The organism is Trinickia symbiotica (assembly GCF_003028655.1).
GTDB lineage: Bacteria > Pseudomonadota > Gammaproteobacteria > Burkholderiales > Burkholderiaceae > Trinickia > Trinickia symbiotica_A.
Genome location: NZ_PYUC01000016.1, coordinates 1 through 19,676, shown reverse-complemented (window position 1 = coordinate 19,676; position 19,676 = coordinate 1). Strand labels below are relative to the sequence as shown.

The window sequence follows — 19,676 nt, the reverse complement described above, 5'->3', positions numbered from 1 at the left end:
GCAAATTATCACGAGCACGCCGGCGGCGCACTCGAATCGGGGCCCGCGCCAGGCGATCCGCCGACCAACGATCGACAGGAGGCCGGTTGCACCGAGCGACCGGGTTCCCCTCGGCCGCCGCGTCAGGCCCGCGCGAACGCGAAACCCGCGATCAGCGCGGGCGGAAGCCGTAGAGATCGCCGTCGTGCGTCTGTACGACGAGCGTATCGCCGACGATGACGGGCGCCGCCGTGATCGCGCTGCCGTCCGTCTTCACGCGCGCGACGAACGATCCGTCGTCACGCGAGAGGAAATGCACGTACCCCTGGAAATCGCCAAAGACAACCGACGGCCCGAGCAGCAACGGCACGCTCAGATCGCGGTTCTTCAGCTTGTCGTTGCGCCAGAGCTGGCGCCCATCGTCGGCCGCGAACGCGGTCACGACGGACCAGTCGTCGGCCGCGGCGACGGTGCCGCTGTCCTGCGCCACCCCGCTCGCGCTCGAAAACGGCTTTTCCCAGATAGGCCGCCCCGAGTTCGCATCGAAGCAGCCGATCTTGCCCTGGAAGGTCACGGCGCAACTCTCCGCGCCGACGAGCGTGGGCGCACCGGTCACGTCGTTGATCCGCTCGACCTCGGTCACGCCCTTCGGGAACGACACGGGCGCCTGCCAATAGTCGTCGCCGGTCTTCAGGTTGATCGCCGCGAGGCCACCGCCCGGGAAACCTGCTAGCACGGCGGCGTCGGCCGCGAACGTCATGCCTGCCGAGACGCGCAGATTGAGCGGCACGGCGCGGTTGTGATAAACCCATTTCAATTCGCCCGTCGCCGCGTTGAACGCGCTGATCTGGCCGTCGATCGTCCGCACGACGACGAGACCGTTGCCGACGAGCGGCGGGGAGACGATCTCGCCCGGAACGTTCGACTTCCAGAGCAGTTTGCCGTTGGCATCGAGCACATACACGCCGCCGCGCTCGGCGCCGACCGCGGTCATCGTGCCGTCGCTGCCGACACCGGCCGTCAGATCGGCATGGACCTTCGTGCGCCAGAGCTCCTTGCCCGTCTTGCCGTCGATCTTCGCCACGGTGCCGTTCTCACCGGCTGCGTAGACCGCATCGCCGACGGCGACCGGCGAGAACAGATAGCGCCCCGCCTTGCCGACGTCCGCCTTCCATGCGCGCTCGACGGTAAGGGCGGGCTTGAAATCCGTCAGCGGCGTCGGAATGCGGCGCTCGTCCTTCGAGGAACAGGCCGTCATCGCGAGAACGGTCATCGCGCAAGCGACGGGCACGGCAATACGTTTCAGCAAATTCATCGTTGGGCGAAGCATCGTCAGGAATGGGTCAATGTGTAGCGAACGGCGTCGCGAAGGCGCTGCTTCAGCTGCCGAGCGCATCGAGCTTGAATTGGATCAGCTGACGGCCGGCCGTATCGTTTTTCGCGAGCGAATCGAGCGCAAGCTGATAAGCGGCGCGCGCATCGTCACGCTTGCCGGCGGCCGCGAGCAGATCGCCACGACGGTCCGCGACGACGCCCTTGAATCCTTCGGGCGGCGTTCCGGCCAACAGCGCGAGCCCCGCGTCGTACGACTTCTCGTCGAGCAGCACGGCGGCGAGACGCAGCCTCGCGATTTCCTTGTACTCGTCGTCCTTCGCGTGATCGACGGCCCATTGCAGCTGCGCCTTGGCCCCGGCCGTATCGCCCGCTTCATAAAGCGCCTTGGCAGCGGCAAGCGCCGTCATCTGCGCGTAGGCGGTGCCGCCATAACGCGATTCCATGTCGGCCGCGTCTCGCGCGACATCGGCCTTGTTCTTCGTCGCGACAGCCTGCTGCACCTGCTCGTACAGAATGGCGGCCTGCGCGGCCTCGCGCCGCTGCCAGTAGTTCCAGCCGTTCCAGGCCGCGGCGGCGATCAGTGCAATGAGCACGACCCACGTCGCCGCATTCCCCCACTGTGCCCACCAAGCCTTGAAGCTTTCAATCGATTCTTGTTCGTCGTGATAACTCATCCGCGTCAGTCCTCGCCGTCTTCGGCGGTTGCAACCATCGCATTGATTAGAAATTCGGTCAAGTTCTCGACCGGTACGGTGCGTTGTTCGCCTTTCTCGGCCGATCCGCTCGTGTCGCGCAGCGGCTTCACCGCCACGTTGCCGCTGGCTACCTCGTCTTCGCCGAGAATGACCGCGAACGCCGCGCCGCTCGCATCGGCGCGCTTCATTTGCGACTTGAAGCTCGACGGCGCGCCGTCAGGGCTGCAATGGAGAATCACGTCCAGGCCGGTGTCGCGCAAGCGCTCCGCGATGATGAAAGCCTGCTCACGCGCGGCATCGCCCTGGTGCACGACATAGACATCGCACCCTTCCTCGTGCGGCACGAGGTCGTCTTCCTTCAGCAGCTCGAGAATCCGCTCGACGCCCATCGCCCACCCGCACGCGGCCGTCGGCTTGCCGCCCAACTGCTCGATGAGCGGATCGTAGCGCCCGCCGGCAGCAACCGTCCCTTGTGCGCCGAGCTTGTCGGTCACCCACTCGAACACGGTCAGATTGTAGTAATCGAGACCGCGCACGAGCCGCGGATTGATCGTGAACGGGATGTTGTTCGCCTTCAAGAGGCGCTGCAGCCCCTCGAAGTGCTGGCGCGACTCGTCGCCGAGAAAATCGACGAGCTTCGGCGCATTGCGCGCGATCTCCTGCAGCGCGGGATTCTTGGTATCGAGCACGCGCAGCGGATTCGTGTAGAGGCGACGCGTCGCATCGGCATCGAGCACGTCGACGTGCTTCTCGAGGTATGAGACGAGTTCGACGCGATGCCGAGCGCGCTCTTCGGCGAGGCCGAGCGAGTTGATCTCGAGGCGAATGCCCGTGAGTCCGAGATCGTCCCAAAGCCGCTGACACATGAGGATGATTTCCGCATCGGCATCGGGACCGGCAAAGCCGAGCGCTTCCACGCCGACCTGATGGAACTGGCGATAGCGCCCGCGCTGCGGTCTTTCGTGACGAAACATCGGCCCGATGTACCAGAGCCGCTTCGGGCCGTCGTAGAGCAGGTTGTGCTCGATCGTCGCACGCACCGCCGCGGCCGTGCCCTCCGGCCTGAGCGTCAATTGCTCGCCATTGAGCGAATCGACGAAGCTGTACATCTCCTTCTCGACGATATCGGTCACCTCGCCGATACCGCGCGTGAAGAGCTGCGTGTGCTCGACGATCGGCGTGCGGATGTTCTGGTATCCGTACGCGCGCAGCATCGACTTCACGGTGGACTCGAAAAACTCCCAAAGCGCGGCGTCCTGCGGCAGGACGTCGTTCATGCCCTTCACGCCGGCCAGTTTCTCGAGCTTTCGTTTCTGTTCTGTCATCTGTCTTCGTTGACGGTTAACGCGAGGTCGCGGCGACGCTCTCGCGCCCATAGCGGCGCTCGACGTAGTCGCTCACGATCTGCTGGAATTCTTCGGCGATGCGATCGCCGCGCAGCGTCTTTACCTTCTCGCCGTCGATGAAGACAGGCGCGGCAGGGTTTTCGCCCGAGCCCGGCAAGCTGATGCCGATATTGGCGTGCTTCGATTCGCCCGGCCCGTTGACGATGCATCCCATGACGGCGACGTGCATTTTCTCGACGCCGGGATACTGTTCGCGCCAGACCGGCATTTGGGCGCGGAGGTAATTCTGGATCTGCGACGCGAGCTCCTGGAACAGCGTGCTCGTCGTGCGGCCGCAGCCCGGGCAGGCGATGACCATCGGCGTGAACGAGCGCAGGCCCATCGCCTGGAGGATCTCCTGAGCGACGACGACTTCGCCCGTGCGGGGCGCGCCCGGCTCGGGCGTCAGCGAAATGCGGATCGTGTCGCCGATACCCTGCTGAAGCAGCACGCCGACCGCGGCCGTCGAGGCGACGATACCCTTCGAGCCCATGCCGGCCTCGGTCAAGCCCAGATGCAGCGCAAACCGGCAGCGGCGCGCGAGCTCGCGATAGACGGCGATGAGATCCTGAACGCCGCTCACCTTGCACGACAGGACGATCCTGTCACGCGCGAGCCCGAGCTCGACCGCGCGCTCGGCCGAGCCGATCGCCGACTGGATCAGCGCCTCGTACATGACGCTCTGCGATTCCCATGGCTCGGCGCGCGCGGCGTTCTCGTCCATCATCCGCGCGAGCAGGTCCTGGTCGAGGCTGCCCCAGTTGACGCCGATCCGGACCGGCTTGTCGTAGCGGATCGCGGCCTCGATCATCTGCGCGAACTGCGTATCGCGCTTCGCTCCCTGCCCGACGTTGCCGGGGTTGATGCGGTACTTCGAAAGCGCTTCGGCGCATGACGGATAGTCGCGCAAAAGCAGATGGCCGTTGTAATGGAAGTCTCCGACGAGCGGAACCGTGACACCCATACGGTCGAGCTGATCGCGAATCGCCGGAACAGCCGCGGCGGCTTCGGGCGTGTTGACCGTGATGCGTACGAGCTCCGAGCCCGCCTGCGCGAGCTCCTTCACCTGGATCGCCGTGCCGATCGCATCGGCCGTATCCGTGTTCGTCATCGACTGCACGCGCACCGGGGCGTCGCCGCCGATGGTGACGAGCTGGCCGCCCCAGCGGACGTCGACGGCATGCGACACGCGACGTGGCGCTGGACCGCCGAAAACCGGCTCGGAAGAACAAATCTGGCTGCTGCTGTCGGATTGCATCGAAAGACCCATAAGTCCGGTTTATGCCACTCGCGCCGCGCGCTCGCGAGACGCGTCACATTCGAGCGAGCGCGCACGGACTCAGCCGCCCGGCGCTCGCCTTCGACCTCACGGCAACGAGAAGCGCGACACGTTGCCTTTACCCGTTCCGTACTTGGCCGCGTCGACCTGCTTGCCGTCGAGCGTCACCGATTGGACGCCCGCGCGATTGCCTGCCACGACCTTGAAAGGCTCTTCGCCCTGGATTTCCTTCGTATCGCCCGCATGGACAATACCGGAGAAGAGTTCCTTGCCGCTCTTGTCGCGCACGCTGAACCAACTATCCTGCGTGACCGTGAAGGCCACCGTCGACACCCCCGGCGCGACCGTTGCACCGGACGCGTCATTCGTCGCCACGGCTTGCGGCGACTGCGCTGCGCTCGAGCTTGGCGCGGCCGCCTTGGCCGGCGAGCTCGCCGCGGAGGCCTCCGGCATCGTCGCGGCACTCGAGGCCGCTGCCGACGGCGTCGAGACCCCGGGCGCCGCCGCTTCGGCCTGCGACGCCGACGCCGCGGCGCCTTCCGCCGATGTCGACGCCGCATTCGCGCCTGCAGCCAATTGACCGCCGCCCGCCTCGCCCGCCGTGTTCGCGTCGGACGCTCCGTTATCGGCGACGATCGCCGCCCCCGATGCGACGGTCTGCCCTTGCGCCGCCGTCGCCGAGGCCTCGCCCGAGCCGACGGCGCCCCCGTTGGCGCTCGCCTTCAGGCGCGCAAGCCAAGCCGGCGATTCGCCGCCGCTGCGCCACATGACGAGGGCGATCAGCGCGACGATGACCGCCGCGACGCCCCACCACCAGGAGCGATGACGCGGCGAGCCGCCGAGGGACACCGATACGCGGCCCCTCGGCAAGTCCGTGCCCGTCGAGGCCGGCATCGAGAGATCCGGCTCGGGCTCGCCTTTGTCGCGTCGCAGCGCCTGCGCGAACGGCGCCGGATCGACTCCCAGCATTTTCGCGTAGCTGCGCACCACGCCGAGCGCGAACGTCGTGCCGGGCAGTTGACTGATGTCTCCCGCCTCGAGCGCGCGCATCTTCGGCACCGGCACCTTGAGTCGCGCCGATACGTCGTCGATCGACCAGCCCTTTGCCTCGCGCAGCTGCGCAAGGCGCTTCCCGGCCGCGGCGAGCGTGTCGAAAAACGCCGGCCCGGTCGCCTGCGCGCTTCGCGGTGCGCCATTGCCGCCGGCGCCGACTGACCCCGATAGTCCTACGCTCGTCTGAGTGCCCTCATTTTCCTGCTGCTGCTGCGGCTCACTCATCCCTGATCCTCGCGTCGATTCTTTCCACCTGTGCGTCCCGGCCGGATTTCCCCCGCGTCCGGTTTCGCAGACCGTTTATAACAAAAGTGCGGTAGTTCGTACCGCTTTCATCCTACTTCTTTCATTCATCGCATCGACGTCCGGCGCGATTCGCCGCAGCGCTCCGGTCCACCCCGCGGTTCGGCGGGCCCCGATCAGACCGGATTACGCGCGATGCACTTCTATGACCTTGCTTGCGCGCCCCGTTCGCTGGGCGAGACGCGTCCGATCCTTGACTGCCCCCGCAAGCTGCCCGCACGCCGCATCGATGTCGTCACCGCGCGTCTTGCGCACCGTCGTCACGATGCCCGCGTCGATCAGGATTTCGGCAAACCGCTTGATTCGCTCCGGCTTCGAGCGGATCAGGCCCGATTCCGGGAACGGATTGAACGGAATCAAGTTGAATTTGCACGGGACATCGGCCGTCACGGCGAGCAATTCGCGCGCGTGCGCGTCGGTGTCGTTGACGCCGTCGAGCATGCAGTATTCGAACGTGATGAAATCGCGCGGCGCGACGCGCAAGTAGCGGCGGCAGGCCGCCATCAGTTCGGCGAGCGGGTACTTCCTGTTGAGCGGCACGAGCTCGTCGCGCAGCGCATCGTTGGGCGCGTGCAGCGAGACCGCGAGCGCCACCGGCAAGTCGGCGCCGAGTCGGTCCATCATCGGCACCACGCCCGAAGTCGACACTGTCACGCGGCGGCGCGACAGTCCGTACGCATTGTCGTCGAGCATGAGCGATAGCGCCGGAACGAGCGCGTCGTAGTTGAGCAGCGGCTCGCCCATGCCCATCATCACGACGTTCGTGATGACGCGCTCGCCCTTGCCCTCCGTTGGCTGCCCGCCCCGCGACGCCCGCAGCGCGAATTCCGCCATGCGCAGCTGGCCGATGATTTCCGCCGTGGTGAGATTGCGGGAAAAGCCCTGCTTGCCCGTCGAGCAGAACCGGCAGTTGACGGCGCACCCGGCCTGCGACGACACACAAAGCGTGCCGCGCGTTTCCTCCGGGATGAACACGGTTTCCACTGCGTTGCCGTTGCCGACGTCGACGAGCCATTTGCGCGTGCCGTCGGCCGAGAGATGATCGCTCACGACGGGCGGCATCGTGATCGTCGCGCGCCCTTTCAGCTTCTCGCGCAGCGACTTCGCGAGATCGGTCATGCCGTCGAAATCGGCCGCGTTGTACTGGTGGATCCAGCGCTGCAGCTGCTTCGCGCGAAACGACTTCTCGCCGAGGCTGTCGCAATAAGCGACGAGCCCCGGAGCGTCGAGGTCGAGAAGGTTGACGGTGGAACTGCTCGTCATGTCGGATCCTGCTGTTTCAGTACCTCGGTGCCGCATTGCGCATGCCGTCGCACCCGCGGTGATGATTCCGGTGCGCGCTGGGCGCGAAAGCGCCCATGTCCGTGTTCGCGCCGATGCGGCCCGGTGCCGCTTCGGCGCGCGGCCAGCGCGAATCAGCGCGAGTAGACGTTGGCCTCAGGGAAGAAGAAGGCGATTTCGACGCGTGCCGTTTCGGGCGCATCGGAGCCGTGCACCGCATTCGCATCGATGCTGTCGGCAAAGTCCGCGCGGATGGTGCCCTTTTCCGCTTTCTTCGGATCGGTCGCGCCCATGAGGTCGCGGTTCTTCACGATCGCGTCCTCACCCTCGAGCACCTGGACCATGACGGGGCCCGAGATCATGAATTCGACGAGATCCTTAAAGAACGGCCGTGCCGCGTGAACGGCGTAGAATTTTTCCGCGTCGGCGCGCGACAGATGCACCATGCGAGCGGCGATGACCTTCAAGCCCGCGTTTTCGAAGCGGCTGTAGATCTGACCAATCACGTTCTTTGCCACCGCATCGGGCTTGATAATCGACAGGGTACGCTCGATCGCCATAAAAACTCCAAAAAATTAAGGGGTTACGAATCTTAACGAATCCGCAATTGTAGCATGTTCCGGTGTATGATTGCGATCGAACCCTTTCTCCCGTGAAAGGTCTGAAGCAGTGACGACCGGCGGGAGAGGTCAGCGCGTCTGAAAACGCTCGAAATTTGCTCGAAAGAGACCACGAGACGTTGAAACTCCGGCGGCCGGTACTTATCTTAGTGTCGGGATGCTGGAGAAATGGGCCGCGTTGGGCGCCCGGGCATCGTCGAACGTTACTGCGTCTTACGCAAGGAGAAAGCATGAACGACTATCCGTACAACTTCGGCCGCGGCGGCGCCATCGCCACGGCGGAAACGCGCAATCGCGTGCTACGGAACACTTATTGGCTGCTCGCGCTGTCGATGGTGCCGACTGTACTCGGAGCGTGGGTCGGTGTCGTGACGGGCTTCTCGCTCTTTGCGGCGACGAGTCCGGCCATGAGCCTGCTGGCGTTCTTCGCGATCGCGTTCGGCTTCATGTTCGCGATCGAGCGGACGAAAAACAGCAGCGTCGGCGTCGTCGTGCTGCTCGGCTTCACCTTCTTCATGGGGCTGATGCTGTCGCGGCTCCTGGCCTTCATCCTCGGTTTCTCGAACGGGCCGTCGCTCATCATGCTCGCATTCGGCGGCACGGGCGTGATTTTCACCGCGATGGCGACGATCGCCACGGTCAGCAAGCGCGACTTCTCCGGTCTCGGCAAGTGGCTCTTCGTCGGCGTGATCGTGCTGCTGCTCGCCATGGTGGCGAACATGTTCCTGCACCTGCCGGCGCTGATGCTGACGGTGTCCGTCCTCGCGATCGCGATCTTCTCGGCCTACATGCTGTTCGATGTCCAGCGCGTCGTGAATGGCGGCGAGACGAACTACATCACGGCCACGCTTGCGATCTACCTCGATCTGTACAACGTGTTCGTGAACCTGTTGTCGCTGCTCGGCATTTTCGGCGGCAACCGCAACTGACCGCGACCGCGGTAAAAAAACCGGCCTTCGGGCCGGTTTTTTTTATGCGCTCGTCTCTCTGATCGCCGTCAACCGCGTTCGAAGAGAGCGATCGATTCGACGTGAGACGTGTGCGGAAACATGTTGACGACCCCCGCGCCCTTCAAGCGATAGCTGGCTTCGTGCACGAGCAGGCCTGCGTCGCGCGAGAGCGTCGCCGGATTGCACGAGACATAGACGATACGCGCCGGCATCGGCCCCTCTCCGCTTTGCGCAATTTCGGCGAGCGCCTTGGATACGGCAAGCGCCCCCTCGCGCGGCGGATCGATGAGAAACTTGTCGAATGCGCCCAACGCGCGCAGGTCGTCGGCGGTAATCTCGAACAGGTTTCGGCACGCGAACGTCGTATGTCCGTCGACGCCGTTTTCCTTGGCGTTGGCGAGCGCGCGCGCCGTCAGCGTCTCGCTGCCTTCAATGCCCACGACCTCGCGCGCGAGACGCGCAAGCGGCAGCGTGAAGTTGCCGAGCCCGCAAAAAAGGTCGAGCACGCGGTCCCCGCGCGCCGGCGCCAGCAGCCGCAGGGCGCGGCCGACGAGCACGCGGTTGATCGCGTGATTCACCTGCGTGAAATCCGTCGGCTTGAACGGCATGCGGATCCCGAACTCGGGCAACGTGTAGTCCAGCTCGACGTCGAGCGGATGAAATGGCACCGCCGTGTCCGGGCCCTTCGGTTGAAGCCAGAACTGCACGCCGTGCTGGTCGGCGAACGCGCGCACCCGCTCCTCGTCGTCCGCGGTGAGCGGCTCCAGTACGCGTAGCACGAGCGCTGTCACGCTCGCGCCGACGGCCACTTCGATCTGCGGCAGCCGGTCACGGATCGTCAGGCTCTCGACGAGCCGCCGCAGCGGCACGAGCAAATCGGAAACATGCGGCGGCAGCACTTCGCAGCTCGTCATGTCGGCCACATAGCTGCTTCTTTTTTCGTGGAACCCGACGAGCACGCCGCCCTTCTTCGCGACGTGCCGGACCGTCAGGCGCGCCCGATAACGGTATCCCCAGGAAGGACCTTGAATCGGGCGGAACACGGTCTCGGCGCGCACTTTGGCGAGATGCCAGAGATTGTCCTCGAGCACCCGCTGCTTGACCGCGATTTGCGCGCGCGCATCGAGGTGCTGCATCGAACATCCGCCACAGGTGCCGAAAAAGCGACAGCGCGGCGTCGTGCGCATCACACTCTCGCGCAACACATCGACGACCTGAGCCTGCTCGAAGCTCGGCTTCTTGCGATAGCTCGAATAAGTCACCCGCTCGCCAGGCAACGCGCCTTCGACGAAAATGACCTTGCCGGGCTCGCCCGTTTCCGTCTTCAGACGTCCCACGCCGCGCGCCTCCATGTCGAGGGAGTCCACCTCGAGAATTGGGGCGCGGACGGACTCGGCCGGAGCGGCTTGAGCCGATACGGCGTTTTTGAGCGGCTGAACGGGATGGCGGGAAGAGTCGGACACCTGCTTTTTCCTGACGGACGTAGAACGAAAGGCGAGATTGTAGACGAACGGCGCCTCGCGACGGCGCGCGGAGGAACGAGATGCGATTGCTAAGCTGGAATATCCAATGGGGACGCGATGCAAGCGGCGTGGTCGATCTGGGCCGAACGCTCGACGAGGCGCGCCGGATCGTCGATTTCGACGTCCTGGCGCTGCAAGAAGTCACGCGCGGCTTCAGTTCGCTCCCGGGCGGCCCCTCCGACGACCAGTTCGCCGAGCTTGCCGCCGCTTTGCCCGGCTTCACGGTGCTCGAAGCGATCGGTGCCGACCTGCCCCCGCTCGTGCCCGGCGGCGCGCGTCGGCAATTCGGCAACGCGCTCGCCACGCGCTTGCCGGTCGAGCAAGTCATTCGTCATACATTGCCGTGGCCAGCCGACGAGAACACTCCGTCGATGCAGCGCGTGGCGCTCGAGGCCGTGGTGCGCACGCCGATCGAGCCGTTGCGCATCATCGTCACCCACCTCGAATACTATTCGCTCAAGCAGCGTGTCGCGCAAGTGGACAAGTTGAGGCGATTGCAGCTCGAAGCGGCCGGGCATGCCGCCCATCCCGCGCCGGCTGAAAATGCGACCGGTCCGTTCGCCGGGACGGCGCGCCCCGTGAGCGCGATCGTCTGCGGCGACTTCAACAGCGAGTTCGGCTCGGAGGCTTATCAGCAGTTCATTGCGCCGCTGGCGGGCGCACCCGGTTTCGTCGACGCGTGGACGACGCTTCACCCGGGACATACGCCACCGCCGACGGCAGGCGTCTATGACGTGGAGCAATGGTCGTCGGGGCCGATCGCTTGCGATTTCGTCTTCATCACCGAAGACCTGACGAGCCGGCTTCAACGCTGCGAGATCGATGGCGCGACGCGCGCGTCGGATCACCAGCCGATCGTTCTGGAGCTGCGTTGAAGAGCGTCGGCTATGTTGACGGACAAGGCGGGCAGCGACATGCACGCGGCGAGACTTCCGCCGCGCCTCAGCAGCCGAACGCCGCCAGATATTCGACCCAATGGGGACCCGGCTCCTGCGCCAGCGACTGTTTGACGAATACGATCTCGTCGGCATACTCGTTCGCCGTGAACGCGCCTCGCATGAGCTGGAAGCGACAATAGAGCAAGTACGTATTGACGACGTCAGTCTCGCAATAGCTCCGGATTTCCTCGATGCGCCCGTCACGAAATGCCGTCCAGACTTGTCCGCCGTCCATGCCGAGCTTGCCCGGAAAGCCGCACAGTTTCGCGAGCGCATCGAGCGGTGCGTTGGCACGCGCCTGGTACATGGCGAGCACGTCCATCAAGTCCGTATGGCGTGAGTGGTAGCGGCTGATGTAGTTGTTCCACTTGAAATCGCGGTCGTCCTCACCGAGATCCCAGTAGCGCGGCGCACCGATGCCGTGCACGAGCGCGCGATAGTGGAGGACGGGCAAGTCGAAGCCGCCGCCGTTCCACGATACGAGTTGAGGCGTGTACTTTTCGATCACGCGATAGAATGACTGAATCAGCGCGGCCTCGCCGTCCTCCGCGTTGCCGAGCGAGCGCACTCGCAAGCCCGCGCGGTCGCGGAACACGCATGAAATCGCCACCACGCGTTGCAGATAGTGCGGCAGGAAATCGGCGCCCGTTTTTTCGCGGCGCGCCGCAAACGCGTGCTCGGCCACTTCCGCATCGCTCATCGAGGCCGGCAAATCTTCGAGCCGGCGAATGCCGGCGACATCGGGAACCGTCTCGATGTCGAAAACGAGAATAGGCGTCATCCAGGAAATCTGTCTAAACCACGTCGATAAGGGCGAGCCTTGGGCGGCCGACGCGAAGCCCGGTCCTCACCCGCGCCGGCCTCGGCGCAGCGGCTCAAAGCACAGCGTCCTTGCGCACGCCGTTCGAGGCGAAAAACCGCTTGAGCCGCACGAGCGCCTCCTGCTGAATCTGCCGCACGCGCTCGCGTGTGAGGCCCATTTCATCGGCCAGCTCTTCGAGCGTCGCGGGCTCGATGTGATTGAGCCCGAAGCGGCGCTCGATCACGTGTCGGTGCTTGTCCGAGAGCCGCGACAACCAGGCGCGCGTCAGCGTTTCGAGCTCGCGGTGCTGAACCTCTGCATCGGGCGATTGGCTCTGGTCGTCCGAGAGCAGGTCGAGCAGGCTGCTTGCCGGATCGAGATCGAGCGGCGCATCGAGCGAGGCCGTATGCTCGTTCAGCGCGAGGATATCGGTGACTTCGTCCGTCGTTTTACCGGTGAGGTAAGCGATATCGTCGATGCTGGCATCGCGCCGCTCGTTGGCGTCGCCCGAGTTCATCGAATTCTTTTCGAGGTGGCGCTTTGCGCGCAGCACCTGGTTCAACTCGCGAATGACGTGCACGGGAAGCCGCACCGTGCGCGCCTGATTCATGATTGCGCGCTCGATGCTCTGGCGAATCCACCAGGTCGCGTAAGTCGAGAAGCGGAAGCCGCGCGTCGGGTCGAATTTTTCGATCGCGTGCATCAGGCCGAGGTTGCCCTCCTCGATCAGGTCGAGCAGCGGCACGCCGCGATTCAAATACCCCTTCGCGATACTGACGACGAGCCGCAGGTTGCGCTCGATCATGACTTGCCGCGCCTCGAACTCGCCCGCCTTCGCGAGGCGCGAATAGCGCTGCTCCTCTTCGACAGTCAGCAGCGGCTTTACGCTGATTCGGTTCAGGTAGTGCTGGATCGTGTCAGCAGTGAGTTCCGCCTGCAAAAGCGCCCGGAAATCATCGGGATCGGGGCTCGCCGCGTCACCGGCGCGCTCGCGCTCCTCGCCCTCTTCACCTTCCCCCGCCGAACTCTCGGCGCCGAAATCGGTTTCGGCCTCGGCGGCTTCGTCGTCAGCCTCGTTCATCGCAACGCCCAAGTCCTGCTCAAGATCCTGCCCGGCACTGGTGAGCGTTTCCGTCTCGGCTTGCTGCTTGCGGCGCTTCGATTTCGGCATAGTCGTATCGCTTCGCTTATTGCGGCGGCAAGTATTTCATCGGATCCACGGGTTTGCCTTGCTGGCGTACCTCGAAGTGCAACATTACCCGATCGGCGTCACTGTTGCCCATCTCGGCGATCTTCTCGCCTTTGGTCACCGAGTCCCCCTCTTTTACCATCAAACTGCGGTTGTGTGCATACGCTGTCAGATAGTTTGCGTTGTGCTTGATGATAATGAGATTGCCGTATCCGCGCAGCCCATTTCCTGCATAGACGACGCGGCCATCGGCGGCGGCCTTGACTGGCTCGCCCGGCGTACCGCCGATATTGATGCCCTTGTTGTTCGCATCGTCGAAGCGATCGAGGATCGGCCCATGCACGGGCCATGTCAATGCGAGGTTTCCTGCGTTCGTGACGGGACCGGGGCCCGTTGCGGTCGTCGCGGGCGGCTGCGGCGGAATCGTCGTTGCCGTGGACGGGCTGCTGCCGTACATCGGCGGCGCCGCTTTAGCGGAGGTAGCGCTCGAGCCCGCGCTCGGCGCCGCCGCCGGGCCGCTCGAAAGCGGTGCGCTCTGCACCGGTCCGCCCACCACGGGCGCCGCCGCGACACCCGGCGTGACGGCCGCCGCGTTCTGTCCCGGCGGTGCCACGCGGAGCAGTTGGCCGACCTCGATCTGATTCGGATTGGCGAGGTTGTTCCAGGCCGCGATGTCGCGATAGTTCTGGCCGTTGTCCAACGCCACGCGATAAAGCGTATCGCCCGGCTTTACGCGGTAGTAGCCGGGAGGCGGCGGGCCGAGCGGCGCGGCGGCCGCCTGTCCTGCCGGCCCGCTCAGCGTCGATGCCGGCGACGTCTGCGCGCTCTGCGCGCTCGAGCGGTCCACGACAGGTGCTTGATCGAGTCGCGTCGCGCATGCGGCGAGCGTCGACAAGGCCACCGCGCAAATGACGCGTTCAACGGCGCTCAGACGAGCGTCCATCTTCTTCGTTGGTATCGCGCGCAACGTAAACATCGGTGTCAAATCACTCCGGATTTCAAAGGAACGAAGAAAACGCGATCGAGCTGCGACTCGCGCCATTGGGTCGGCGCGACGCGTTCGACGAGCGTCAGCATCTGCTTGTCGCTGTTCGGAGCCGCGACGGGCGCAACGAGCCGGCCGCCCACCGCAAGCTGCTCGACGAGCGCCTGCGGAACATCGAAACCTGCCGCCGCAATCACGATCGCGTCGAACGGCGCCGCCGCCGGCAGGCCGATTCGTCCGTCGCCGTAATGAAGACGGATATTCGGCACGCGCAGCGGCCTCAAGTTGAGCTTGGCTCGCTCGTAAAGCGGCCTGATCCGCTCGATCGAGTAGACGTCGCGCGCGAGCCGGCTCAACACGGCCGCCTGATAGCCGCAGCCGGTGCCGATCTCGAGCACGCGATCGAGCGCACGTCCGCTCGATGCGAGCTCGAGCATGCGCGCAACGACCGAGGGTTTCGAGATCGTCTGCTGGTGGCCGATCGGCAATGCCGAGTCCTCGTAAGCCTGAGCCGCGAGACCGGGATCGACGAACATGTGGCGAGGCACCGCCGACATCGCGCTCAACACGCGCGCGTCACGAATGCCGTTCGCTCGGAGGCGTTCGACCATGCGCTCGCGCACGCGTTCCGACGTAAGCGCAAGCGTGCTTGCGAGCGCAACGTTCGGCGCCGCCATTTTGTCCGCCGCTTGCGACGCCAGCGTGTCAGCTCGCCGCGAGGCGGACTCGCGCGCGCGCCCTCGCTCGTCGCCGCCGACGGGGGTGCCCGCGGCCGCGCCCGTGCGTCCGCGCGGCTTGCGCTCGAGATCGGCAAGCCCTAAGGGAAAACGCTTGGCGCGCTCGCTCGTCATGAAGCGCGACGCCCCGCGCGCGACCATTCGCGCGTTGCTGCGAGCATTTGCGTATGCGTGAGATCGAGCTGGAGCGGCGTGATCGACACACGGCCGTTCGCCAGCGCATGGAAATCAGTACCCTCGCTTGCGTCGAGGGCGGCGCCCGATGGACCGATCCAGTAGATCGGTTCACCGCGCGGATTCGTTTGGCGGATCACCGGTTGCGAAGGGTGACGCTTCCCGAGACGCGTGACCTCCCAGTCGCCCATCTCGTCGTAGGCGAGATTCGGAATGTTGACGTTCAGAAGCGGGTGGCCCGGCAGCGGATGCGTGAGGAAGTGCTCGACGATATCGGCCGCGATGCGCGCCGCGTCCTCGAGGTGCGCCCAATCCTTTTCGACGAGCGAAAAAGCGATGGCCGGCACGCCGAACATCACCCCCTCCGTCGCCGCCGCGACGGTCCCCGAATAGAGCGTGTCCTCGCCGACGTTCTGGCCGTTGTTGATGCCGGAGACGACGATATCGGGCTTGTCGTCGAGCATGCCGGTGAGCGCGATGTGCACCGAATCGGTCGGTGTGCCGTTCACGTAGTAAAAGCCGTTTGCCGAGCGCAGCACCGAGAGCGGCCGCGAAAGCGTGAGCGAGTTCGATGCGCCGCTGCAGTTCTGCTCGGGCGCCATCACGGTCACGTCGCCGAAGCGCTTGAGCGCCTCATAAAGCGCCGCAAGACCGGGTGCCAGATAGCCGTCGTCGTTGCTGAGTAAGATTCGCATGCGACGATTGTAACCGAGGACATTGCGGCTCTGATCGCCTGTCATGACGGCGCGCCGCCACCGATGTCCCCCTTCACCCACACCCGCGCCCGCGTCGAAAAAGGCACGGGCGTTCGTCATCCGCCTCGTACGACATGGCCGGGCGGCGGGGGCGGACAAGGTCGTCGTCGTGCCGTGACGTGTCGATCAAATCACGTTGCGCTCGCGCAACCCGGCGATGGCGTCGTCGTCATAACCCAGCTCGCGCAGCACTTCGTCGGTATGCTCGCCGAGCGCCGGGCCGAGCCAGCGCGTGCTGCCCGGGGTCTCGGAGAGCTTCGGCGTCACGTTCGGCAGCGAGACGTCGAGACCGTCCTGCCATTTGAAATGCCGGATCATCTCGCGAGCCGCGTACTGGGGATCGTCGAACATGTCGGCGACGCTGTAAATCCGCCCGACCGGCACGTCTGCCGCGTTGAGCACCTCGAGCGCTTCGTCGATCGTCCTCTGGGAAAGCCAGGCGGCGATCGCGTCGTCGATCTCCTGCGTGCGTGGCACGCGGCCGTCGTTGTGCGCGAGCGCCGGATCGTCGGCGAGGTCGGCGCGGCCGATTGCCGTCATCAGCCGCTTGAAGATCGGGTCGCTGTTGCCGCCGATCACGATGCTGCCGTCCCTGCACGGATAAGTGTTCGACGGCACGATGCCGGGCAACGAAGCCCCCGTGCGCTCGCGCACGGCGCCATAAACGCCGTACTCCGGCACGATGCTTTCCATCATGTTGAAGACGGCTTCATAAAGCGCTACGTCGACGACCTGGCCTTTGCCGCCCGTCGCCTGCCTGTGGTGCAGCGCCATCAGCGCGCCGATCACGCCGTGCAGCGCCGCGATCGAATCGCCGATGGAGATCCCGATGCGAGGAGGCGGCAGATCGGGATAGCCGGTGATGTGCCGCAATCCGCCCATCGCTTCGGCGATCGAGCCGAAGCCCGGCCGGTCACGGTAGGGCCCCGTCTGCCCGTACCCCGACAAACGGACCATGACGAGCCCCGGATTCTGCGCCGCAAGCACGTCATAGCCGAGGCCCAGCTTCTCGAGCATCCCGGGACGGAAATTTTCGACGACGATATCCGCGCCGCTCGCGAGCCGCCGGACGATCTCCTTACCCTCTTCGTCCTTCAGGTTGATCGTCACCGACTTCTTGTTGCGCGCTTGCACGGCCCACCAGAGCGAGGTGCCGCCGGCCTCGGGGTAAAGCATCCGCCACTTGCGCAGCGGATCGCCGCCCTTCGGATCTTCGACTTTGACGACGTCGGCGCCGAATTCGCCGAGAAAGCGCGCGGCGAAGGGCCCCGCGATCAGCGTGCCGAGCTCGAGGACCTTGATACCCTGGAGCGGGCCGGCTGTTGCGGCTGCTGTACTGCTCATTGTCTTCCTCTCATGGCTCGTCATTGCGGCGACGGTAGCGTCCGTCGTCCCGCCGCCTCTCCGTTGCCTCCGACAACGGTCAAATCGATCGCCTGTCCAGCATCGCGCGCGCAATGGTTCCCGCGTCGACGTATTCGAGCTCGCCGCCGACAGGCACACCCCGCGCAAGCCGCGTCACCGCGAGGCCGCGCGCCTTCAGCGCCTGCGCAAGATAGTGCGCGGTGGCCTCGCCCTCGTTCGTGAAGTTCGTCGCGAGCACGACTTCCCTGACCACGCCGTCCGTCGCCCGCTTGACGAGCCGCTCGAAATGGATCTCTTTCGGGCCGATCCCGTCAAGCGGACTCAAGCGCCCCATCAGGACGAAATAGAGCCCGCGATAGGTCATGGTCTGCTCGAGCATGACCTGATCGGACGGTGTCTCGACGACGGCGAGCAGCGTCGGATCGCGCGACTCATCGCTGCAGACGTCGCAAATCCGGGCCTCGGTGAACGTATTGCACCGCTCGCAGTGCCGGAGATGCTCGGTTGCGAAGAGAAGCGCATGGCCGAGACGCTCGGCGCCTTCGCGATCATGCTGCATGAGGTGATACGCCATTCGCTGAGCCGACTTCGGCCCGACGCCCGGCAGCGCGCGCAGCGCGTCGACGAGCGCAACGAGAGCGGAAGGCTGTTTCATGACGATGACGGCGGTTCGACCCGGGCGTACACGCCGCTCAGAACGGCAGCTTGAATCCCGGCGGCAGCGGCAGCCCCGCCGTCATGCCGCCCATCTTTTCCTGAACCGTCGCCTCGGCCTTGCGTACCGCATCGTTGAAGGCGGCGGCGACGAGGTCCTCGAGCATGTCTTTGTCGTCAGCGAGCAGGCTTGGGTCGATCGATACGCGGCGCACATCGTTCTTGCAGGTCATCGTCACCTTGACGAGGCCCGCGCCCGACTGTCCTTCGACTTCGATCTGCGCAAGCTGCTCCTGCATCTTCTTCATGTTTTCCTGCATCTGCTGGGCTTGCTTCATCAGCCCGGCGAGTTGGCCTTTCATCATGGATGTGCTCCTTTGATCGTATGGATGTCAATGCGGGGCCCGAGCGGGCGGGCGCCGAATGTCAGGTGGGCGGGCACGGGTCTTCAGCGAGCGCTGGCCCCCGTATCGGGCGAAAGCGGCTTGACCGAGCCCGGGACGATCGTGGCGCCGAATTCGCGGACGAGCGATTGCACGAACGGATCAGCGCCGATCTCGCGCTCGGCTTCGCGCTGGCGCTCGGCGCGGGCGGCAGCCTCGAGCACCGCGGCCGTGCGGCGCGCCGGCCCGACTTCAACGTGGACCTCGACTGGCCTGCCGAGCCGTTGCGCAAGCGCCGCCTTCAGCTTCGCGACCTGCGCCGCTTCGGCATATTGCGGCACCGGCACCGCGAGCTTCAGGACTTCGCCCTCGAGCGCCGTCAGCTCGCTGTTGAAAGCAAGCTGATGCGCCACGCCCGTGAGCCCCAGATCGACCGCGAGCGCCGGCCAGTCGCCGGCGAAACCGATCGTATCGAGCAGCACCGGTGCGGGCAGCTTGGTGAGATCGATGGCGGGCGCCGTTTCGCTTTCGCGCGTGCCGCGTGCATCGCCGCCCGTTCGGTCGTCCGGCGGGGCAAAGCCATCATCGGGCGCCGAGAAATAAGTGTCCTCTGCTGACAACGGGACGTAGTCGTCGAACGCGGCATCGAGCGGGGGCGCGTCGTCCCACGGTGGCGTCGGCGCGGTGTCCCGCGCCGCGCGAGGCTCTCGACGCTCCCGCGCTTCCGATACGGGAGCCGGCGCGGAAGGTCCTCCATCCTCACGCCGTGCCCTCGGCGCGGGAACATCGACCGGCACTCGCGGCGCGGCCGGCTTCGGCGCGGGGGCCGTTGCCGCTTTGGCGGCTTCGCCCCTCGCGCGGCCGCGATCCGTCGACACGCGCAGTCCGGCGCTGCGCAACACCTCGAGCGCCGCGCTCGCACCGCCCGTTCGCGCGGGCGATGCCGTGTCGACCGGTGCCGAGTTCGTACGCGGTCGCGTATCGAGGCCACGACCCGGATCCGATGCGGCATCCGTCTCTTTCTCCACCGGTCGCAGCGGCGCATCGTTCGCGACAATCGCCGCAGGCCGCGGCGCTTCGCTCACTTTGTCCGCTGCATCCGTGGCCGGCTCGTCGGCGTGGGCGTCCGCGCCGACCGAGCGCGCGGCGACTGGCGAGTCCGCGGGAGCGGGCCGCCCCGTCGTCAAAGCCGACGCAGGCTGCGATTCGGTAACGAACCCGGCGCCGCTGCCCGCCTCCACCTTCGCGCCACGCGCGCGGACGGGCGCCGCCGCGGTCGACGGCGCACGGC

19 protein-coding genes are annotated in these 19,676 nt (G+C 65.6%); 2 read left to right on the top strand and 17 right to left on the bottom strand.

The window, feature by feature from the left end; translation table 11 throughout:
* Positions 1 to 151 precede the first annotated feature (151 nt).
* The 7 genes from bamB to ndk form a co-directional block, all read right to left on the bottom strand.
* Positions 152 to 1,294 carry an outer membrane protein assembly factor BamB gene (gene bamB / locus C9I57_RS26155; RefSeq protein WP_107153602.1) on the bottom strand — a complete coding sequence of 381 codons (1,143 nt, stop codon included), beginning with the start codon at positions 1,292 to 1,294 and terminating at the stop codon, positions 152 to 154.
* Positions 1,295 to 1,358: 64 nt separating this feature from the next.
* The gene (locus C9I57_RS26150) at positions 1,359 to 1,988 is read right to left on the bottom strand and encodes a tetratricopeptide repeat protein (protein WP_107153499.1); all 630 of its coding nucleotides are present in this window, start codon (positions 1,986 to 1,988) and stop codon (positions 1,359 to 1,361) included.
* A gap of 5 nt (positions 1,989 to 1,993) precedes the next feature.
* Positions 1,994 to 3,334: a histidine--tRNA ligase gene (gene hisS / locus C9I57_RS26145; protein WP_107153498.1), complete on the bottom strand. Its 1,341-nt coding sequence runs from the start codon at positions 3,332 to 3,334 to the stop codon at positions 1,994 to 1,996.
* Between the two features lie 16 nt (positions 3,335 to 3,350).
* Complete coding sequence (gene ispG / locus C9I57_RS26140) at positions 3,351 to 4,664, bottom strand: flavodoxin-dependent (E)-4-hydroxy-3-methylbut-2-enyl-diphosphate synthase (protein ID WP_107153497.1); 1,314 nt, start codon at positions 4,662 to 4,664, stop codon at positions 3,351 to 3,353.
* A 96-nt stretch (positions 4,665 to 4,760) separates the two neighbouring features.
* Positions 4,761 to 5,951, bottom strand: a complete 1,191-nt coding sequence (locus C9I57_RS26135; protein ID WP_107153496.1) for a RodZ domain-containing protein — start codon at positions 5,949 to 5,951, stop codon at positions 4,761 to 4,763.
* A gap of 204 nt (positions 5,952 to 6,155) precedes the next feature.
* Positions 6,156 to 7,292: a 23S rRNA (adenine(2503)-C(2))-methyltransferase RlmN gene (gene rlmN, locus C9I57_RS26130; RefSeq protein WP_107153495.1), complete on the bottom strand. Its 1,137-nt coding sequence runs from the start codon at positions 7,290 to 7,292 to the stop codon at positions 6,156 to 6,158.
* 152 nt (positions 7,293 to 7,444) lie between these two features.
* A complete protein-coding gene (gene ndk / locus C9I57_RS26125; RefSeq protein ID WP_107153494.1) occupies positions 7,445 to 7,870 on the bottom strand; it encodes a nucleoside-diphosphate kinase in 426 nt (141 codons plus the stop codon).
* 290 nt (positions 7,871 to 8,160) lie between these two features.
* Between ndk and C9I57_RS26120 the strand changes: the two genes are divergently transcribed.
* A complete protein-coding gene (locus tag C9I57_RS26120; RefSeq protein WP_018441627.1) occupies positions 8,161 to 8,859 on the top strand; it encodes a Bax inhibitor-1/YccA family protein in 699 nt (232 codons plus the stop codon).
* A gap of 68 nt (positions 8,860 to 8,927) precedes the next feature.
* Here C9I57_RS26120 and rlmD read toward each other — a convergent pair whose 3' ends face one another.
* Positions 8,928 to 10,343, bottom strand: coding sequence for a 23S rRNA (uracil(1939)-C(5))-methyltransferase RlmD (gene rlmD / locus C9I57_RS26115; RefSeq protein ID WP_107153493.1), 1,416 nt, complete (start codon positions 10,341 to 10,343; stop codon positions 8,928 to 8,930).
* Between the two features lie 80 nt (positions 10,344 to 10,423).
* Here rlmD and C9I57_RS26110 point away from each other — a divergent pair, with 80 nt between their 5' ends.
* Positions 10,424 to 11,278 (top strand): endonuclease/exonuclease/phosphatase family protein, encoded by an 855-nt coding sequence (locus tag C9I57_RS26110; RefSeq protein WP_107153492.1) that lies wholly within the window; start codon positions 10,424 to 10,426, stop codon positions 11,276 to 11,278.
* A 67-nt stretch (positions 11,279 to 11,345) separates the two neighbouring features.
* Here C9I57_RS26110 and C9I57_RS26105 read toward each other — a convergent pair whose 3' ends face one another.
* The 9 genes from C9I57_RS26105 to C9I57_RS26065 form a co-directional block, all read right to left on the bottom strand.
* Positions 11,346 to 12,122: a 3'-5' exonuclease gene (locus C9I57_RS26105; protein ID WP_107153491.1), complete on the bottom strand. Its 777-nt coding sequence runs from the start codon at positions 12,120 to 12,122 to the stop codon at positions 11,346 to 11,348.
* A gap of 94 nt (positions 12,123 to 12,216) precedes the next feature.
* Positions 12,217 to 13,314: an RNA polymerase sigma factor RpoS gene (gene rpoS / locus C9I57_RS26100; protein ID WP_107153490.1), complete on the bottom strand. Its 1,098-nt coding sequence runs from the start codon at positions 13,312 to 13,314 to the stop codon at positions 12,217 to 12,219.
* Positions 13,315 to 13,330: 16 nt separating this feature from the next.
* Positions 13,331 to 14,308: a peptidoglycan DD-metalloendopeptidase family protein gene (locus tag C9I57_RS26095; protein ID WP_107153489.1), complete on the bottom strand. Its 978-nt coding sequence runs from the start codon at positions 14,306 to 14,308 to the stop codon at positions 13,331 to 13,333.
* Positions 14,309 to 14,313: 5 nt separating this feature from the next.
* Positions 14,314 to 15,168 carry a protein-L-isoaspartate(D-aspartate) O-methyltransferase gene (locus tag C9I57_RS26090; protein ID WP_107153601.1) on the bottom strand — a complete coding sequence of 285 codons (855 nt, stop codon included), beginning with the start codon at positions 15,166 to 15,168 and terminating at the stop codon, positions 14,314 to 14,316.
* Entirely contained in the window at positions 15,165 to 15,923 is a 759-nt protein-coding gene (gene surE / locus C9I57_RS26085; RefSeq protein ID WP_107153600.1) for a 5'/3'-nucleotidase SurE, read from the bottom strand. The genes C9I57_RS26090 and surE overlap by 4 nt, the downstream gene beginning before the upstream one ends.
* Before the next feature lie 186 nt (positions 15,924 to 16,109).
* A complete protein-coding gene (locus tag C9I57_RS26080) occupies positions 16,110 to 17,327 on the bottom strand; it encodes a CaiB/BaiF CoA transferase family protein (protein ID WP_181321957.1) in 1,218 nt (405 codons plus the stop codon).
* 79 nt (positions 17,328 to 17,406) lie between these two features.
* A complete protein-coding gene (gene recR, locus C9I57_RS26075; RefSeq protein ID WP_107153487.1) occupies positions 17,407 to 18,003 on the bottom strand; it encodes a recombination mediator RecR in 597 nt (198 codons plus the stop codon).
* A gap of 37 nt (positions 18,004 to 18,040) precedes the next feature.
* Positions 18,041 to 18,367: a YbaB/EbfC family nucleoid-associated protein gene (locus C9I57_RS26070; protein WP_018441617.1), complete on the bottom strand. Its 327-nt coding sequence runs from the start codon at positions 18,365 to 18,367 to the stop codon at positions 18,041 to 18,043.
* An 83-nt stretch (positions 18,368 to 18,450) separates the two neighbouring features.
* Positions 18,451 to 19,676 (bottom strand): DNA polymerase III subunit gamma/tau C-terminal domain-containing protein (locus tag C9I57_RS26065; RefSeq protein WP_308836376.1); only part of this gene is annotated, 1,226 nt, incomplete at its 5' end.

What these genes read in the sequence shown, in the direction of transcription:
- ndk (WP_107153494.1), bottom strand. Translation starts at nt 7,870, where the DNA reads ATGGCGATCGAGCGTACCCTGTCGATTATCAAGCCCGATGCGGTGGCA.
- rlmN (WP_107153495.1), bottom strand. Translation starts at nt 7,292, where the DNA reads ATGACGAGCAGTTCCACCGTCAACCTTCTCGACCTCGACGCTCCGGGG.
- C9I57_RS26110 (WP_107153492.1), top strand. Translation starts at nt 10,424, where the DNA reads ATGCGATTGCTAAGCTGGAATATCCAATGGGGACGCGATGCAAGCGGC.
- C9I57_RS26095 (WP_107153489.1), bottom strand. Translation starts at nt 14,308, where the DNA reads ATGTTTACGTTGCGCGCGATACCAACGAAGAAGATGGACGCTCGTCTG.
- surE (WP_107153600.1), bottom strand. Translation starts at nt 15,923, where the DNA reads ATGCGAATCTTACTCAGCAACGACGACGGCTATCTGGCACCCGGTCTT.
- C9I57_RS26080 (WP_181321957.1), bottom strand. Translation starts at nt 17,327, where the DNA reads ATGAGCAGTACAGCAGCCGCAACAGCCGGCCCGCTCCAGGGTATCAAG.
- recR (WP_107153487.1), bottom strand. Translation starts at nt 18,003, where the DNA reads ATGAAACAGCCTTCCGCTCTCGTTGCGCTCGTCGACGCGCTGCGCGCG.
- C9I57_RS26135 (WP_107153496.1), bottom strand. Translation starts at nt 5,951, where the DNA reads ATGAGTGAGCCGCAGCAGCAGCAGGAAAATGAGGGCACTCAGACGAGC.
- ispG (WP_107153497.1), bottom strand. Translation starts at nt 4,664, where the DNA reads ATGGGTCTTTCGATGCAATCCGACAGCAGCAGCCAGATTTGTTCTTCC.
- bamB (WP_107153602.1), bottom strand. Translation starts at nt 1,294, where the DNA reads ATGAATTTGCTGAAACGTATTGCCGTGCCCGTCGCTTGCGCGATGACC.
- C9I57_RS26090 (WP_107153601.1), bottom strand. Translation starts at nt 15,168, where the DNA reads ATGACGAGCGAGCGCGCCAAGCGTTTTCCCTTAGGGCTTGCCGATCTC.
- C9I57_RS26150 (WP_107153499.1), bottom strand. Translation starts at nt 1,988, where the DNA reads ATGAGTTATCACGACGAACAAGAATCGATTGAAAGCTTCAAGGCTTGG.
- C9I57_RS26120 (WP_018441627.1), top strand. Translation starts at nt 8,161, where the DNA reads ATGAACGACTATCCGTACAACTTCGGCCGCGGCGGCGCCATCGCCACG.
- hisS (WP_107153498.1), bottom strand. Translation starts at nt 3,334, where the DNA reads ATGACAGAACAGAAACGAAAGCTCGAGAAACTGGCCGGCGTGAAGGGC.
- C9I57_RS26070 (WP_018441617.1), bottom strand. Translation starts at nt 18,367, where the DNA reads ATGATGAAAGGCCAACTCGCCGGGCTGATGAAGCAAGCCCAGCAGATG.
- rpoS (WP_107153490.1), bottom strand. Translation starts at nt 13,314, where the DNA reads ATGCCGAAATCGAAGCGCCGCAAGCAGCAAGCCGAGACGGAAACGCTC.
- C9I57_RS26105 (WP_107153491.1), bottom strand. Translation starts at nt 12,122, where the DNA reads ATGACGCCTATTCTCGTTTTCGACATCGAGACGGTTCCCGATGTCGCC.